The following is a 15,720-nucleotide window of genomic DNA, read 5'->3' as shown; positions in this document are numbered from 1 at the left end:
TTTTTGCCCGCCAAGACCTTCAGTGGATAGGGTGTTATGTCCGGAAAAGCGCAACAGCAGTCTCGTATTATTGAGTTGATCAAACTGGGTCGTGAGCAGAAGTATCTGACTTACGCCGAGGTCAACGACCACCTGCCCGAGGATATTTCAGATCCGGAGCAGGTGGAAGACATCATCCGCATGATTAACGACATGGGGATCCCCGTACACGAGAGTGCTCCGGATGCGGACGCCCTTATGTTGGCCGACGCCGATACCGACGAGGCCGCAGCGGAAGAAGCCGCCGCCGCGTTGGCCGCGGTGGAGACCGATATCGGTCGCACCACTGACCCGGTGCGCATGTACATGCGCGAAATGGGTACGGTCGAGCTTCTGACTCGTGAAGGCGAAATCGAAATCGCCAAGCGTATCGAAGAAGGCATCCGTGAAGTGATGAGCGCCATCGCGCACTTCCCTGGCACGGTTGACCACATTCTCTCCGAATACACGCGTGTCACCACCGAAGGTGGCCGCCTGTCCGACGTTCTGAGCGGCTACATCGACGCAGACGACGGCATTGCGCCGCCCGCTGCCGAAGTGCCACCGCCGATCGACGCGAAAGCCGCCAAGGCCGACGACGATTCCGACGACGATGACGCCGAAGCTTCGGATGACGAAGAAGAAGCCGAAAGCGGTCCGGATCCGGTCATCGCCGCCCAGCGTTTCGGCGCTGTCGCCGATCAGATGGAAATCACCCGCAAGGCCCTGAAAAAGCACGGTCGTCACAACAAGGCGGCAATTGCCGAGCTGTTGGCCCTGGCCGAGCTGTTCATGCCGATCAAACTGGTGCCGAAGCAATTCGAAGCCCTGGTCGAGCGTGTCCGCAGCGCCCTGGATCGTCTGCGTCAGCAAGAGCGCGCGATCATGCAGCTGTGCGTACGTGATGCACGTATGCCGCGCGCCGATTTCCTGCGCCAGTTCCCGGGCAACGAAGTCGACGAAAGCTGGTCCGACGCCCTGGCCAAAGGCAAGAGCAAGTACGCCGAAGCCATCGGTCGCGTGCAGCCGGACATCATCCGTTGCCAGCAGAAACTGATCGCGCTGGAAACCGAAACCGGTTTGACCATCGCTGAAATCAAGGACATCAACCGTCGCATGTCGATTGGTGAGGCCAAGGCCCGCCGCGCGAAGAAAGAGATGGTTGAAGCCAACCTGCGTCTGGTGATCTCGATCGCCAAGAAGTACACCAACCGCGGCCTGCAATTCCTCGATCTGATCCAGGAAGGCAACATCGGCCTGATGAAAGCGGTCGACAAGTTCGAATACCGTCGTGGTTACAAGTTCTCGACTTATGCCACCTGGTGGATCCGTCAGGCGATCACTCGCTCGATCGCCGACCAGGCCCGCACCATCCGTATTCCGGTGCACATGATCGAGACGATCAACAAGCTCAACCGTATTTCCCGGCAGATGCTGCAGGAAATGGGTCGCGAACCGACCCCGGAAGAGCTGGGTGAGCGCATGGAAATGCCTGAGGACAAGATCCGCAAGGTATTGAAGATCGCCAAAGAGCCGATCTCCATGGAAACCCCGATCGGTGATGACGAAGACTCCCATCTGGGTGACTTCATCGAAGACTCGACCATGCAGTCGCCAATCGATGTCGCCACCGTCGAAAGTCTGAAAGAAGCGACCCGCGAAGTGCTGTCCGGCCTCACTGCCCGTGAAGCCAAGGTACTGCGCATGCGTTTCGGTATCGACATGAACACCGACCATACGCTCGAAGAAGTCGGCAAACAGTTTGACGTGACCCGCGAGCGGATCCGTCAGATCGAAGCCAAGGCGCTGCGCAAGCTGCGCCACCCGACGCGAAGCGAGCATCTGCGCTCCTTCCTCGACGAGTGATACCAGAACCCCCGGCCCAGGCCGGGGGTTTTGTTTACAGGCAGATTAAATTCTTCGCACCACCCCTCCCCTGCGTACCCCGTCTACACTCGAAACAATCACCCCCGAGCCATAACGAGACCGTTATGCCCAGACTGGCGTCCGTGCTTTTTTTGCTGTCACTGATGATCTGGACCGCAACGGCTGACGCGCTGACTCTGACCGACGAAGAACGTAGCTGGCTGGCGGCTCACCCGGACTTGCGCCTGGGTGTCGATGCGTCGTGGCCACCGTTCGAGTTTCGTGACGACCAGAGCCGCTACCAAGGGCTGGCGGCCGACTACATTGACGTGATTCGCCAGCGCCTGGCGATCAAACTCACACCCATCGAACCGGTGAGCTGGACGGTGGTGCTGGATCAGGCCAGGCAAGGCACCATCGATTTGCTCCCGGGCATCATGTCGACCCCCGAGCGCCAGTCGTATCTGTCGTTCACCCGCCCCTATCTCGATTTCCCCATCGTCATCCTGGCCCACGTCGGCGGCCCGCAACCGCGCAAACTCGAGGACCTGTACGGCCTGAAAATCGCCGTGGTGGAAAACTACGCGCCCCACGAACTGCTGCGCACCCACCATCCCGACCTGAATCTGGTGGCCATGCCCAACGTCAGTTCGGCCTTGCAGGCGCTGGCCACCGACGAAGTGGACGCGGTGGTCGGCGACCTCGCCTCCAGTGTCTGGAGCCTGCGTCAGCTCAAGCTCGACGGCCTGTACGTCAGTGGCGAAACGCCGTATCGCTACCAATTGGCGATGGGTGTGCCGCGCGACAACAAAATGCTCGTGGGCATTCTCGATAAAGTCCTGGCGGACATGAGCCCCGAGGAAATCAGCGCCATCCAGGAGCATTGGGTGGGCAACGTCCTCGATCATCGGACATTCTGGTCGGATCTGCTGGTGTACGGCCTGCCCGGCCTGGTCTTGCTGGTGATCGTGCTGGCGGTGGTGATCCGCATCAACCGGCGCCTGAGTTCGGAGATCTCGCGGCGCATCGATCTCGAACAGGAACTGCGCAGCAGCGAGTACCACTACCGCGGCCTGGTGGAGAGCCTGTCCGCCATTGCCTGGGAAGCGCGTATCAGCGATTTCACCTACAGCTACGTATCGCCCCACGCCGAAGACTTGCTCGGTTATCCACTGTCGCACTGGCTGATCCCCGGCTTCTGGCGCAACATCATCCACCCCGCCGACCTGACCCGCGCGCAGAGTTTCTGCGATCACGAAGTGCTGGCCGGGCGCGATCACAGCCTCGATTACCGGGTGATTACCGCCGACGGCCGCTGCCTTTGGGTACGCGACATCGTCAGCCTGATCGAACACGGCCACGAGCCGGTCATGCGCGGCCTGATGATCGACATCAGCGAAACCAAGCGCACCGAAGAGGCGTTGCGCCAGTCCGAGCAGAAATTCGCCTCGGTGTTCCAGCAATGCCCGGACATTCTGGTCATCGCAAGACTGTCGGACGGCTGTCTGCTGGAGGTCAACGAGGCCTTCGAGGAGCAGATCGGGCTCAAGGCCGAGGAAGTCATCGGCCAGACCGCCACCGAGCTCAATATCTGGGGCATTCCCGGCGTCGGCCCGGGCCTGTTGCAGCGCTTGCAGGCCGGCAGCATCCGCAACCTGGAGATGCCCTTTCGGCGCAACAATGGCCAGGTGTTCACCGGCCTGATTTCCGCCGAACCGTTCGACCTCGACACGACTCCGGCACTGGTGGTGGTGGTGCGCGACATCACCCAGCTCAAGGAAACCCAGCAGCAACTGCAGACTTCCGAAGAGAAATTCGCCAAGGCCTTCCACGCCTCGCCGGACGGCTTGCTGCTGTCGCGCCAGAGCGACGGCCTGCTGCTGGAGGTCAACGAAGGTTTCAGCCGCATCACCGGCTTCAACAGCGCCATGTCGGTGGATCGCTCGGCGCTGGACCTGGGGATCTGGGTCAACCTCAACGAACGCAAGCAGATGCTCGATCTGCTCCACCGCGACGGCTTCGTCCGCGATTTCAGCTGCCATATCCGCCGCAGCGACGGGCAGATCCGCCTCTGCGAAGTGTCCAGTCGTCCACTGCCGATCGGCGATGAAGACTGCATGCTGACCATCGCCCGCGACATCACCGAACGCCACCTCATGCAGGAAAAACTGCAACAAGCCGCGACCGTGTTCGAGAGCACCGCCGAAGGTGTGTTGATTACCGATACCCAGCAGCACATCAGCGCGGTCAACCGGGCGTTCACCGAAATCACCGGTTACAGCGAAAGCGAAGCCCTCGGCCACACCCCGCGCCTGCTGGCCTCGGGCCTGCACGACAGCGCGTTCTACGCCGCGATGTGGCATCAGCTGACCGCCGAGGGTCACTGGCAGGGCGAGATTTCCAACCGGCGCAAGAACGGCGAACTGTACCCGAGCTGGCTGACCATCAGCGCCGTGCGCAACCGCGACAAATTCATCACCCATTTCGTCGCGGTGTTCGCCGACATTTCCAGCCTCAAGCACGCCCAGGCCCGGCTCGATTACCAGGCGCACCACGACCCGCTCACCGGCCTGCCCAACCGCACGCTGTTCGAGAGTCGCCTGCTCATGGCGCTCAACAGCCAGCAGGAAAACGGCGGTCAGGGCGCGGTGCTGTTTCTCGACCTCGACCGCTTCAAACACATCAACGACAGCCTCGGCCATCCGGTCGGCGACCTGCTGCTCAAGGGCATCGCCGTGCGCCTGAAGGAACAACTGCGCGACATCGATACCGTGGCGCGCCTGGGCGGCGACGAATTCATCATCTTGCTGCCCGGCCTGCAACAGGCCAGCGACGCCGACAACATCGCCACCAAACTGCTGAACTGCTTCAGCGCGCCGTTCCAGGCCGGCGAACACGAGTTTTTCATCAGTGCCAGCATCGGCACCAGCCTTTACCCGCGCGACGGCTGCGACGTCGCCACCCTGGTGAAAAACGCCGACGCGGCGATGTACCGCTCCAAGGCCAAGGGCCGCAACCGGGTCGAGAGCTATACCCGCGACCTCACGGCCCAGGCCAGCGAACGGGTGGCGCTGGAACACGAGTTGCGCCGCGCCATCGAACGCGACGAACTGTTCCTCTATTACCAGCCGAAAATCAGCCTCGACGACCACAGCCTGGTCGGCGCCGAAGCGCTGATCCGCTGGCGTCATCCGACCTTCGGCGAAGTGCCGCCCGAGCACTTCATTCCATTGGCCGAAGAGAACGGCATGATCCTGCAAATCGGCGACTGGGTGCTGGAGACCGCATGCCGGCAAATGTTCGAGTGGCACCAGATCTACGAATCCCTCGGCCCGCTCTCGGTCAACCTCGCCGGCGCGCAGTTGCGTCAGCCGAACCTGCTCGGCCGCATCGAGCAACTGCTCAAGGAAAACCGCCTTAGGCCGGATCTGCTGCAACTGGAAATTACCGAAAACTTCATCATGAGCCAGGCCGAAGAGGCCCTGGCGGTGCTGCACCAGCTCAAACACCTCGGCGTGCAACTGGCCATCGACGACTTCGGCACCGGGTACTCCTCATTGAGCTACCTCAAGCGCCTGCCGCTGGACATCCTCAAGATCGACCAGTCCTTCGTCCGTGGCCTGCCCGACGATCCGCACGACGCCGCAATCGTGCGCGCCATCATCGCCCTGGGCCGCAGCATGCAGTTCACCGTGATCGCCGAGGGCGTGGAAACCCAGGCCCAGCAGCAATTCCTCGCCGCCGAGGGCTGCGAACAGATCCAGGGCTACATCGTCAGCCTGCCACTGCCCCCTGAGGAATTCGCCGCGACGTTTCTGCGCATCGCCGTATCCGATTTTTCGGATAGCACAGCCGAGAAACCGTCGCTATAATCCGCGGCCTACTGAGGGCCTATAGCTCAGTTGGTTAGAGCAGAGGACTCATAATCCTTTGGTCCACGGTTCAAGTCCGTGTGGGCCCACCACCTTGAAAGCCGCGCATTGCGCGGCTTTTGCACATATCCCCTTCACGTTCAAACATCGCTGACAGCCTCAGCAACACCCAAAGTGTCCACAAAGTGTCCACACCTGGTCTTTTCAGCGAATCGGTTTCGTGTGTCCGCGAAGCGCGCAAGGCCTGGCCGAACTCACCACTGCCCAACACTGGCGTGCTCACCCCCACGACACCCCGAGCCACGTCACCGTCGTGCACTTGAAAGACGTCGCCGGCAGTGATGAGGGCTTGTTTGAAGTGCGCTGTGACTGGCAGCCGATCTACACCGCCACTCGATTGCACCAGGCTTAAAAAAGCATCACGGCGCGAAAACAATAAGGGCGCCATTGCGCCCCTATTGTTTGCATATCGCTGCATATAACCGCGCTATGTTTCGCCGAACATTAAAAACACAGCTCGCCCTATATGACCGACAACACGTAGGAAACTTCATAAATTGCGACAGACAAGTTACCAAAGCCAACCACCAAAAATCGCTAAGCATTAAAAACCTTGACGCAAAACTTTAAACATAAATAAACTCGCCGCCGACGGCATATAAACAAGGAGTTAAATAATGTCCAAGAACAAAGACGTCCTGGAAATCCGCGAAAAGTTCGAAGAGTGCGGCCACGCACTGTCACTGTTCATCGATCTATCCACCAGCGACGTCGCCTTCACCGAGCGCAGCAAACTGGCCCTGATCGAGTACGGCATACAGCAAATGCAGGTGTTCGAAACAGCCGAGCGTCAGCTCAGCGCTGCAGTCCAATCACGTGCGGGACACGCCAGGTCGACGGCACCGGCGACTCGCCCTCGGCGTCACCGCCCGCGCAAGCCACGCCCCTCCCAACAGCCCCATGGCCGCCGTTCAAGCACCACGACACGACCTGTTCCGTCAGCTATTTCTCCAGTTACAGGCTGCGGTTTAACACCACTGGAAAACGATGTTTAAGGACACGCCGTGATACGTCCCAAAGCCCACAAAACCTTGCGCCGCTGCCTACGCGTGCGCCAGAATCCGCCGGCTTGTGCTCCCTAGAGGCCATCGGTAACTTGAGTCGTGTCACTGATTCCCAGTGATCGGGTTTAGTAGCCCGAGGTAATTGAAGAGCACAAGCGTTTGTCAGAACAGGTAGCAATTACCTGAGCTTGATGGCGGCTGTGCGTAGGGTGCCCTCGGGCACGCCGGCTTTCTTCTTTTCCCCGGTCTACTAACCTGCGTACGGCTGCCTCCACCCTCGTTTAGTAGCCAGGGTCTTGGCCGCATAACATAGGGAAAAAGAAGAATGTTCAAGGTAACGCCTAATCCGCCGGATATTGACCCGGCATCCCCCTACGCATGTCCCGGCTCAAAGCAATTCAACGAAGCCGCCGAGCGCGCCCTCGACCATCACCTGGGCCCGTTGTCCGCCCACATGATGGCCGTGCCCTACGCGCCCAACCGCTTCTACCAGGTCAACCCGGCCATCGCCAGCGAACCGTTACTGGTCGACGTCTGCGAAACCCTCGGCTCGGCCACCGTCATGCTCAACGACTTCGCCGGCGTACTCGAAGGCTCCCACCGCAAAACGGCGCAAGGCATCGCCCAGATCGTCATGGTCGCGGAAATCGCCGCCAATCGACTGCTCGATAAACTAGTCCCGACTGAATAGTCGTCACCTGTGGCGAGGGCCCCTCGCCACAGCCCCAGCAGCACCCTCAGGAAACCGCCCCCAACTGATCGAACAGATCACGCTGCTCGTTGCGCGACAACGTGCGCAAACGGTCGAACAACAATCGATCGACCGCCTGCGCCGAGGGGCTCAACGTATGAGAAAACGTGAGATTCGCCACCCACGTGTGGCCACATTTTACTGAAGAGCACTGGCAGTATAATCGGGCGAACTCCAACGAAAGTTCATCTCGCGAAACTATGCGACCTTTTTCCGTACACATATTGCAATAAACACGCATCACTTCTCTCCAGAAGGCTCCGTGTTCATTTTATCACTATAACTACAAATTATCCCTTCACTCCGTTAACAACAAATCTTCATACAACAGATACATCCCTGGTTCTAACCGAACTCTAGGCGTTTGCGCCATTTTTGGAGCAGACGGGTCATACTCAACCGTCGCGACTCTCTCTGCATTTATATTGTATGAAACGACGCGACGGAGAGTTGCTTTAAAGAAATCGCTTTCAAACTTTTCTTTCGAGATCCCTACAGGCATATTCCGAACAGAAACACCAAGTTCTTTCATAACCATGATCATGACTCCGGCGAATAGAAAGTTTAAAACACTTCAAACGAAGCTGAAATTTATCGTGCCCATTACAAACTTCCACGACCACTGTCAGATCTGACAGTTTTTCAGATCAATTACGCATATAAATTATTACGAGAAGCCATATCGCCAGGAGTGGCAACCGTGCTCAGTCGCGCCAACAGACCCGCCGATCACTTCGTAAATGCTCATTCACTTGCAAAAACAGCTGATTTATCGGCCGTATCTCATTGTTCGAATACACCCGGTCGATCTTCTCGATATCCCCAAACCCCGCCGCGTTCTCTGGCATCACCCCCGCTAACGCCGGGTTCATTCGCCAGGCCGCGATCACGTCGTTGCGCGTGATGTTCTTGATCCGCTCAAACTCATCCTTCGTCGCAATGTCCCCCACGGGAATAATTTGAATCGCCCGGTCGCTGCCCCCGGGAATGTTCACGAACAGCGAGCGGAAGTTACCCACGCCCTTGCTCCCGGCAATCTTCGCCTGCAGCGCCTGCTCATCCTCTTCCGACAGGTTCGGGTCGTTGGTGTAGAACACAAAGCCTGCATGCGCGCCGTTGTTGAAATAGCGGCGCCGGAACAAGGCTCTATATCCCACCGGCAGAGCCTGTAACATGCGCTGGTCCACGATCCGCGCCAATGGAGCCGCCCCTTGCCAGACACCCGCCCGCCCGTGCTTGATGAAATCGACCGCCAGCTAATCGCCGCCCTGCAGATCAACGCCCGCGAAAGCGTGGCGATGCTTGCCCGGCAGCTCGGGATCGCGCGCACCACCGTCACTTCGCGGTTAGCACGATTGGAAAAGGCCAAGGTGATCACCGGTTATGGCGTGCGCCTCGGCCAGCGCGTGGTGGATGGCGGATTGCAGGCTTACGTCGGGATCAAGGTGCAGCCGCGATCCGGCAAAGAGGTGCTGCGCCGCTTGAGCGCCATGGCCCAGGTCCAGCAACTGTGTGCGGTGAGTGGCGAATTCGATTACGTGGCGTGGCTGCGCACCGATTCGCCGGAGCAACTGGATCAGTTGCTGGATCAGATAGGCAGCGTCGACGGTGTCGAGAAAACCACCACCTCAATCATCCTCAGCAGCAAGATCGATCGCGGGCATCCGGTTTAAGCGCCAGGCCGGCGTCGGTCAATTTGAAACATCACCTTGTCACTTTGCTTGGTCAAATGGCAAAACGACGACACTTTGCGTCTTATTAACGTGTTCCACGCTCCCTAGAATGGCTGGCATCTTTTCCTATACTCAGACGCGCATCCGGCGTCGGGTCGCCAGCAAGGTCAGCCATGAACAAGAACAATCGCCATCCTGCAGACGGTAAGAAGCCGATCACTATTTTCGGCCCGGACTTTCCTTTCGCGTTCGACGACTGGATCGAACACCCGGCCGGCCTGGGCAGCATTCCCGAGCAGCACCACGGCGCCGAGGTGGCGATTGTCGGCGCCGGTATCGCCGGGCTGGTGGCCGCTTACGAACTGATGAAGCTGGGCCTGAAACCGGTGGTCTACGAAGCGTCGAAGCTCGGCGGGCGCCTGCGCTCGCAGGCGTTCAACGGCACCGACGGCATCGTCGCGGAACTGGGCGGCATGCGCTTTCCGGTGTCGTCCACGGCGTTCTACCACTATGTCGACAAGCTCGGCCTGCAAACCAAACCCTTCCCCAACCCGCTCACCGCAGCCTCCGGCAGCACCGTGATTGATCTGGAAGGCAAAACCCATTACGCACAGAAACTGGCCGATCTTCCTGCACTGTTCCAGGAAGTTGCTGACGCCTGGGCCGATGCCCTGGAGGCCGGTTCGCAGTTCTCCGAGATCCAGCAAGCCATTCGCGACCGCGATGTGCCACGCCTCAAAGCGCTGTGGAACACCCTGGTGCCGCTGTGGGACGACCGCACGTTCTATGACTTTGTCGCCACCTCGAAAGCCTTCGCCAAGCTGTCGTTCCATCACCGCGAAGTGTTCGGCCAGGTCGGTTTCGGCACCGGTGGCTGGGACTCGGACTTCCCCAACTCGATGCTGGAAATCTTCCGCGTGGTCATGACCAACTGCGACGATCACCAGCATCTGGTGGTGGGTGGCGTCGAGCAGGTTCCGCAAGGCATCTGGCGCCATGTACCGGAGCGCTGCGTGCACTGGCCAGAGGGCACCAGCCTGAAATCCCTGCACCGTGGCGCGCCGCGCTCGGGGGTGAAGAAAATCGCCCATGCGCCGGACGGTCGCTTTGCGGTCACTGACAACAATGGCGACACCCGCGAATACGCCGCCGTGCTGACCACTTGTCAGAGCTGGCTGCTGACCACGCAGATCGAATGTGACGAAACCCTGTTCTCGCAAAAGATGTGGATGGCCCTCGACCGCACGCGCTACATGCAGTCGTCGAAGACTTTCGTCATGGTCGACCGGCCGTTCTGGAAGGACAAGGATCCGCAGACCGGCCGCGACCTGATGAGCATGACCCTCACCGATCGCCTGACCCGCGGCACCTATCTGTTTGACAACGGCGACGACAAGCCAGGGGTGATCTGCCTGTCCTACTCGTGGATGAGCGACGCGCTGAAAATGCTCCCGCATCCGGTGGAAAAACGCGTTGAACTGGCGTTGAACGCGTTGAAAAAGATCTACCCGAAAGTCGACATCGCCGCGCGGATCATTGGCGATCCGATCACCGTGTCGTGGGAGGCCGACCCTTACTTCCTCGGTGCGTTCAAGGGTGCCCTGCCCGGCCACTACCGCTACAACCAGCGCATGTATGCGCACTTCATGCAGGACGACATGCCGGCGGAGCAGCGCGGGATCTTCATCGCCGGCGACGACGTTTCGTGGACGCCGGCGTGGGTCGAAGGCGCGGTGCAGACATCGCTCAACGCGGTGTGGGGAATCATGAAGCACTTCGGTGGGTCGACACATAAAGAGAACCCAGGCCCGGGTGATGTGTTCAAAGACATCGGCCCTATCGCCCTGCCCGAGTAAGAGGAATCCCCGATGCGTGTAGCCCTTTACCAATGTCCGCCGCGGCCCCTGGAACCTGCCGCCAACCTGCAGCGCCTGCATCAACTGGGGATGGAGGCCAAGGGCGCCGACCTGCTGGTGGTGCCGGAAATGTTCCTGACCGGCTACAACATCGGCAAAGAAGCGGTCAGCACATTGGCCGAGGTCTACAACGGTGAATGGGCGCAGCAGATCGGCCGCATCGCCAAGGCTGCCGGCCTGGCGATCCTGTACGGCTACCCGGAGCGCACCGCCGACGGCCAGATCTACAACGCCGTGCAACTGATCGACGCCCACGGCGAGCGCCTGTGCAATTACCGCAAGACCCACCTGTTCGGCGATCTCGATCGTTCAATGTTCAGCCCAGGCGAGGGCGACTTTCCCATCGTCGAGCTCAACGGCTGGAAGCTCGGTTTCCTGATCTGCTACGACCTGGAGTTCCCGGAGAACGCCCGGCGCCTGGCCCTCGAAGGTGCCGAGCTGATTCTGGTGCCGACCGCCAACATGATTCCGTTCGATTTCATCGCCGATGTGTCCGTGCGCGCCCGTGCCTTTGAAAACCAGTGCTACGTGGCGTACGCCAACTATTGCGGTCATGAAGGCGATATCCATTACTGCGGGCAAAGCAGCATCGCCGCGCCGGATGGCAGTCGCATCGCCCAGGCGGGACTCGACGAAGCGTTGATCGTCGGTGAGCTGAATCGCCAGTTGATGCTCGACTCGCGCGCCGCCAATCGCTACTTCAACGACCGGCGCCCCGAACTATACGACGCGCTGAACAAGCGCTAATCCGCTAGCATTGGCACTTCACTGTTCTGGAAGTGCCCATGCCTGCGCCGACTCACCCCCGCCCCCACACTGAAACCCTGGCCAACGGCTTGCGCGTGACCCTGCGTCACGTGCCCGGCCTGAAGCGCAGTGCCGCCGCGTTGCGGGTGGCTGCCGGCAGCCATGACGTGCCGTTGGCGTGGCCGGGGCTGGCGCATTTCCTCGAACATCTGCTGTTTCTTGGCACCGAGCGTTTTCCTGCCCGCGAAGGACTGATGGCCTACGTGCAAAGTCACGGCGGACAGGTCAATGCCAGTACCCGCGAACGCAGCACCGATTTCTTTTTTGAATTGCCGCCGCTGGCCCTCAGCGCCGGCCTGCAGCGTTTGTCAGACATGCTCGCCCACCCGCGCATGAATGCCGACGATCAACGGCGTGAACGGGAAGTGTTGCAGGCGGAATTTGTCGCCTGGTCGCAGGATGTTGCGGCGCAGCAGCACCAGGCATTGTTCGACGGTCTGGCGCCGGCGCATCCATTGCGTGGTTTTCACGCCGGCAATCGCGACAGCCTGCCGGTGGAGCAGGCGGCGTTTCAGCAGGCACTGAGGGCTTTTCACCAACAGTTCTATCGCACCGGGCAAATGACGTTGAGTCTGGTGGGTCCGCAAAGCGTGGCCGAATTGCGCGAACTGGCCGAACAGTTCGCCGCCGTGCTGCCGGCTGGGGATAACTTGGCGCAATCTGCGCCGCCGCGCCTGCTGGACGGGTCATCGTCAAGTTATCAACAGGTCGGCGAGCAGGCATGCAGCCTGCTGTTTGCCCTGGAGGCGCTGCCGGAATCCTCGGCCGAAGCATTGGCCTTCCTCTGCCACTGGCTGAACAGCAGCAAACCCGCCGGACTGCTCGCGCTGTTGCAGCAACAAGGCCTGGCTGCCGGTCTGCACGCCACGGTGCCGTACCAGTTTGGAGGGCAAGCGCTGTTGCAGGTGCAGTTCAGCGCCCAAGCGGAATCGATCAACAGCCTGCGCGAACAGACGCTCGACTGGCTGAGCTTCTTCGCCGCCCAACGCGACTGGCCGGCGCTGCGCGCGGAATACGCAGCCCTGCTGCAGCGCCAGCAGCAGGCCAGCAGTCCGCTGCAACAGGCCCGGCGCGACGTTGAACAACGCGAGCCCGGCCTCGGCGAATCGGCTGTCGCCGCGCTGCAGTACATCCTCGGCAAACTCGGTGTTGTGGATAACTTCAGCAGCCACTGGCAATTGCCTGCCGCCAATCCGTTTCTGCGGGCTGCCGAGCCTCTGGCCAATGCCGGGCTGATCCGCGGCCAGACCAGCGCTCACCGCGGCTTGCGCACGTTTGCCCAGGATCGCTCGCGCAGCCGCCGCGAACGTTCGCCGATGCAATTCAGCCAGGCGCTGCCGGACAACACTGACGCAGGCGCGGTGTTTCTGCGCTGGCAGACAACGGCAGGGGCGACGACCGACCTGCAGGCACGCCTGCAACGCAGCCTGCGGGAAGTGACGGAAGACGCGCGTCAGGCCGGGGTCGAGGTGTCACTCGATACCAGTGCGAATCAATGGCTGCTGAAATTGACCGGCCTGCAGGAGCCGCTGCCGGTTGTCCTCGAGCATGCGCTGAAATCTCTGACGCAAGTCGACGCCGATTCCCCACGCGGCGAGCCGCCGGCAGCGTTGCTGCCGATCCGCCAGTTGCTCAAGGCCTGGCCCGAACGCAGCCTGCCGGCGTTGGCGCCTTGCGACGACATCACCCAGCTGTGGACAACTTCGCGCTGGGACGGCCTGGCCCTGGGCCTGAATGCTCAGACCCAAGCGGCGATGGGCCTGGCCCTGAGCCGTATTCCCGGGACGCCGGACAACCAGTTGCCAGCACCGGCCGCGGTCAACCGTGGCTACCTCTGGAGCCAGATCGGCAGCGCCTGCGGCGAACACGCCTTGCTGTTGTTCTGTCCGACCGCCGGCCCGGACCTCAGCGCTGAAGCCGCCTGGCGGTTTCTTGCGCACCTGTGCCATACGCCGTTCTATCAGCGACTGCGCGGCGATTTGCAGCTGGGCTACGCGGTGTTCAGCGCGTTCCGCCAGGTACACGGGCAAAGTGGCTGGATGTTCGGCGTGCAATCGCCAACGGTCAGCGTCGAGACGTTGCTCGGCCATATCCGACAGTTCATCGAAGCCATTCCGGCGCTGATCGAAACATTCGATGAGAGAAGTTTCGACGAGCAACGCCAGATCCTGGCGATGCATCTGGACGCCAGCGTCCTGTCCAGCAAAGACGCCGCCGAACTGCTGTGGCAGGCCCGACTGGCTGGCCATTCGTCGGATTATCTGGCGCAACTGTCCAGCGCCATCAGGCAACTCGAGCCCTCGGCCTTGCTGGTCGCCGCGCAACGCCTGATCCGCGCCGAGGCCGGCTGGCACTGCCTGGCAAATGCCCCGGCGCCGGATGCGTCCTGGCAAGCGGCAAAATGATCATTACCGAGGCTGCAAGGAGCTTTCTCAAAGATTCATGGGCCAAGCCGTGGAAATTTTGAGTAACATAGCAGCCTAACTATTTGGAACATCCCTGCGCTGCCGTGGACTATACCTATGGACAGCGCTATCCCTTCCACCGCACCACCTACTTGAAGGAGTCACCTCATGGCTTGGACCAAACCGGCTTACACCGACCTGCGTATCGGCTTCGAAGTCACCATGTACTTCGCCAGCCGCTGAGTTCTGCCCCGGCAGAACACTGCAGTGCAACGCCTCGGCTCGCCGGGGCGTTTTATTTTCAGCGTTGAAATGATGGAGCGCTCATGTTTGTCCAGATTCTGGGTTCGGCCGCAGGTGGCGGTTTTCCGCAGTGGAACTGCAATTGCGTCAATTGCGCCGGTTTCCGCGACGGCAGCCTGAATGCCAAGGCCCGCACCCAATCGTCCATCGCCATTTCCGACGACGGCGTGAACTGGGTGTTGTGCAACGCCTCGCCGGATATCCGCGCGCAACTGCAGAACTTCGCCCCGATGCAACCGGGCCGGGCGCTGCGCGACACCGGCATCAGCGCGATCATCCTGATGGACAGCCAGATCGACCACACCACCGGCCTGCTCAGCCTGCGCGAGGGCTGCCCGCATCAGGTCTGGTGCACGGACATGGTCCACGAAGACCTGAGCAGCGGTTTCCCGCTGTTCAACATGCTGACCCACTGGAACGGCGGGCTGGACTGGAACCGCATCGAGCTCGACCAGAGCTTCAGCGTCGCGGCCTGCCCGAACCTGCGCTTCACCCCGCTGCCATTGCGCAGCGCGGCGCCGCCCTACTCACCACACCGCTTCGACCCGCACCCTGGCGACAACATCGGCCTGATCGTCGAGGACCTCGCCACCGGCGGCAAACTGTTCTACGCCCCGGGCCTGGGCAAGGTCGACGAGGCGCTGCTGGAGATCATGGCCGGCAGCGACTGCCTGCTGGTGGACGGCACGCTGTGGGACGACGACGAAATGCAGCGCCGCGGCGTCGGAACCCGCACCGGTCGGGAGATGGGCCACCTGGCGCAGAATGGTCCCGGCGGCATGCTCGAAGTGCTGGCGCAGTTGCCCGAGCAACGCAAGGTACTTATCCACATCAACAACACCAACCCGATTCTCGATGAAGATTCGCCGGAACGAGCAGAACTGGCCCGGCGTCATGTTGAAGTGGCGTTTGATGGCATGAGTATCGTGCTGTAGCGGATGGCCTCTTCGCGAGCAAGCCTGCTCCCACATTGGATCTGTGGCGTTCACAAACCCTGTGGGAGCGAGCTTGCTCGCGAAGGCGTCCGAATAGACACCCAGGATTC

The 15,720-nt window shown here is 60.8% G+C and carries 13 protein-coding genes, 1 tRNA gene and 1 pseudogene; 12 read left to right on the top strand and 3 right to left on the bottom strand.

What is annotated here, in order from left to right:
- Positions 1-36: 36 nt before the first annotated feature.
- The 6 genes from rpoD to QRN70_RS18160 all read left to right on the top strand — a co-directional run bounded on the left by rpoD (position 37) and on the right by QRN70_RS18160 (position 7,511).
- The gene (rpoD, locus tag QRN70_RS18185; RefSeq protein ID WP_285419314.1) at positions 37-1,884 is read left to right on the top strand and encodes an RNA polymerase sigma factor RpoD; all 1,848 of its coding nucleotides are present in this window, start codon (positions 37-39) and stop codon (positions 1,882-1,884) included.
- 125 nt (positions 1,885-2,009) lie between these two features.
- Positions 2,010-5,756, top strand: coding sequence for a bifunctional diguanylate cyclase/phosphodiesterase (locus tag QRN70_RS18180; RefSeq protein ID WP_285419313.1), 3,747 nt, complete (start codon positions 2,010-2,012; stop codon positions 5,754-5,756).
- A gap of 15 nt (positions 5,757-5,771) precedes the next feature.
- Positions 5,772-5,848, top strand: a tRNA-Ile gene (locus tag QRN70_RS18175).
- Between the two features lie 128 nt (positions 5,849-5,976).
- On the top strand, positions 5,977-6,168 hold the full coding sequence (locus QRN70_RS18170) for a hypothetical protein (protein WP_285419312.1): 192 nt from the start codon (positions 5,977-5,979) through the stop codon (positions 6,166-6,168).
- 265 nt (positions 6,169-6,433) lie between these two features.
- Positions 6,434-6,811, top strand: a complete 378-nt coding sequence (locus QRN70_RS18165) for a hypothetical protein (protein ID WP_285419311.1) — start codon at positions 6,434-6,436, stop codon at positions 6,809-6,811.
- Between the two features lie 334 nt (positions 6,812-7,145).
- Complete coding sequence (locus QRN70_RS18160; protein WP_285419310.1) at positions 7,146-7,511, top strand: DUF6124 family protein; 366 nt, start codon at positions 7,146-7,148, stop codon at positions 7,509-7,511.
- Between the two features lie 46 nt (positions 7,512-7,557).
- Here the strand turns inward: QRN70_RS18160 and QRN70_RS18155 are convergent, their stop codons facing one another.
- From QRN70_RS18155 to QRN70_RS18145, 3 genes and pseudogenes are all read right to left on the bottom strand, one after another.
- The gene (locus tag QRN70_RS18155) at positions 7,558-7,812 is read right to left on the bottom strand and encodes an ogr/Delta-like zinc finger family protein (protein ID WP_285419309.1); all 255 of its coding nucleotides are present in this window, start codon (positions 7,810-7,812) and stop codon (positions 7,558-7,560) included.
- 57 nt (positions 7,813-7,869) lie between these two features.
- Positions 7,870-8,109, bottom strand: a complete 240-nt coding sequence (locus QRN70_RS18150) for a hypothetical protein (protein ID WP_285419308.1) — start codon at positions 8,107-8,109, stop codon at positions 7,870-7,872.
- 166 nt (positions 8,110-8,275) lie between these two features.
- Positions 8,276-8,743, bottom strand: a pseudogene (locus QRN70_RS18145) (phage portal protein); the annotation flags it as partial.
- Between the two features lie 39 nt (positions 8,744-8,782).
- On the opposite strand from QRN70_RS18145, the gene QRN70_RS18140 reads away from it, so the two are divergent.
- The 6 genes from QRN70_RS18140 (at position 8,783) to pqqB (ending at position 15,610) form a co-directional block, all read left to right on the top strand.
- Positions 8,783-9,244, top strand: coding sequence for an Lrp/AsnC family transcriptional regulator (locus tag QRN70_RS18140; protein ID WP_285419307.1), 462 nt, complete (start codon positions 8,783-8,785; stop codon positions 9,242-9,244).
- 173 nt (positions 9,245-9,417) lie between these two features.
- The gene (locus QRN70_RS18135; RefSeq protein ID WP_285419306.1) at positions 9,418-11,100 is read left to right on the top strand and encodes a flavin monoamine oxidase family protein; all 1,683 of its coding nucleotides are present in this window, start codon (positions 9,418-9,420) and stop codon (positions 11,098-11,100) included.
- A gap of 12 nt (positions 11,101-11,112) precedes the next feature.
- Positions 11,113-11,907 carry a carbon-nitrogen hydrolase family protein gene (locus QRN70_RS18130; protein ID WP_285419305.1) on the top strand — a complete coding sequence of 265 codons (795 nt, stop codon included), beginning with the start codon at positions 11,113-11,115 and terminating at the stop codon, positions 11,905-11,907.
- Between the two features lie 38 nt (positions 11,908-11,945).
- On the top strand, positions 11,946-14,372 hold the full coding sequence (gene pqqF, locus QRN70_RS18125) for a pyrroloquinoline quinone biosynthesis protein PqqF (protein WP_285419304.1): 2,427 nt from the start codon (positions 11,946-11,948) through the stop codon (positions 14,370-14,372).
- A gap of 168 nt (positions 14,373-14,540) precedes the next feature.
- The gene (gene pqqA, locus QRN70_RS18120) at positions 14,541-14,615 is read left to right on the top strand and encodes a pyrroloquinoline quinone precursor peptide PqqA (RefSeq protein ID WP_003444522.1); all 75 of its coding nucleotides are present in this window, start codon (positions 14,541-14,543) and stop codon (positions 14,613-14,615) included.
- Positions 14,616-14,698: 83 nt separating this feature from the next.
- Positions 14,699-15,610: a pyrroloquinoline quinone biosynthesis protein PqqB gene (gene pqqB / locus QRN70_RS18115; RefSeq protein WP_285419303.1), complete on the top strand. Its 912-nt coding sequence runs from the start codon at positions 14,699-14,701 to the stop codon at positions 15,608-15,610.
- Positions 15,611-15,720: the final 110 nt, after the last annotated feature.

It is taken from the genome of Pseudomonas sp. efr-133-TYG-5, assembly GCF_030209175.1.
Taxonomy (GTDB): Bacteria; Pseudomonadota; Gammaproteobacteria; order Pseudomonadales; family Pseudomonadaceae; genus Aquipseudomonas.
Note: the sequence above shows the minus strand (reverse complement) of the source record. Positions and strands in the feature narration are given on the sequence as shown.

Excerpts from the sequence above, each read along its gene's own strand:
- rpoD (WP_285419314.1), top strand. The coding sequence starts at position 37 with ATGTCCGGAAAAGCGCAACAGCAGTCTCGTATTATTGAGTTGATCAAA.
- QRN70_RS18160 (WP_285419310.1), top strand. The coding sequence starts at position 7,146 with ATGTTCAAGGTAACGCCTAATCCGCCGGATATTGACCCGGCATCCCCC.
- QRN70_RS18130 (WP_285419305.1), top strand. The coding sequence starts at position 11,113 with ATGCGTGTAGCCCTTTACCAATGTCCGCCGCGGCCCCTGGAACCTGCC.
- QRN70_RS18135 (WP_285419306.1), top strand. The coding sequence starts at position 9,418 with ATGAACAAGAACAATCGCCATCCTGCAGACGGTAAGAAGCCGATCACT.
- pqqF (WP_285419304.1), top strand. The coding sequence starts at position 11,946 with ATGCCTGCGCCGACTCACCCCCGCCCCCACACTGAAACCCTGGCCAAC.
- QRN70_RS18180 (WP_285419313.1), top strand. The coding sequence starts at position 2,010 with ATGCCCAGACTGGCGTCCGTGCTTTTTTTGCTGTCACTGATGATCTGG.
- QRN70_RS18165 (WP_285419311.1), top strand. The coding sequence starts at position 6,434 with ATGTCCAAGAACAAAGACGTCCTGGAAATCCGCGAAAAGTTCGAAGAG.
- QRN70_RS18150 (WP_285419308.1), bottom strand. The coding sequence starts at position 8,109 with ATGGTTATGAAAGAACTTGGTGTTTCTGTTCGGAATATGCCTGTAGGG.
- pqqB (WP_285419303.1), top strand. The coding sequence starts at position 14,699 with ATGTTTGTCCAGATTCTGGGTTCGGCCGCAGGTGGCGGTTTTCCGCAG.
- QRN70_RS18155 (WP_285419309.1), bottom strand. The coding sequence starts at position 7,812 with ATGCGTGTTTATTGCAATATGTGTACGGAAAAAGGTCGCATAGTTTCG.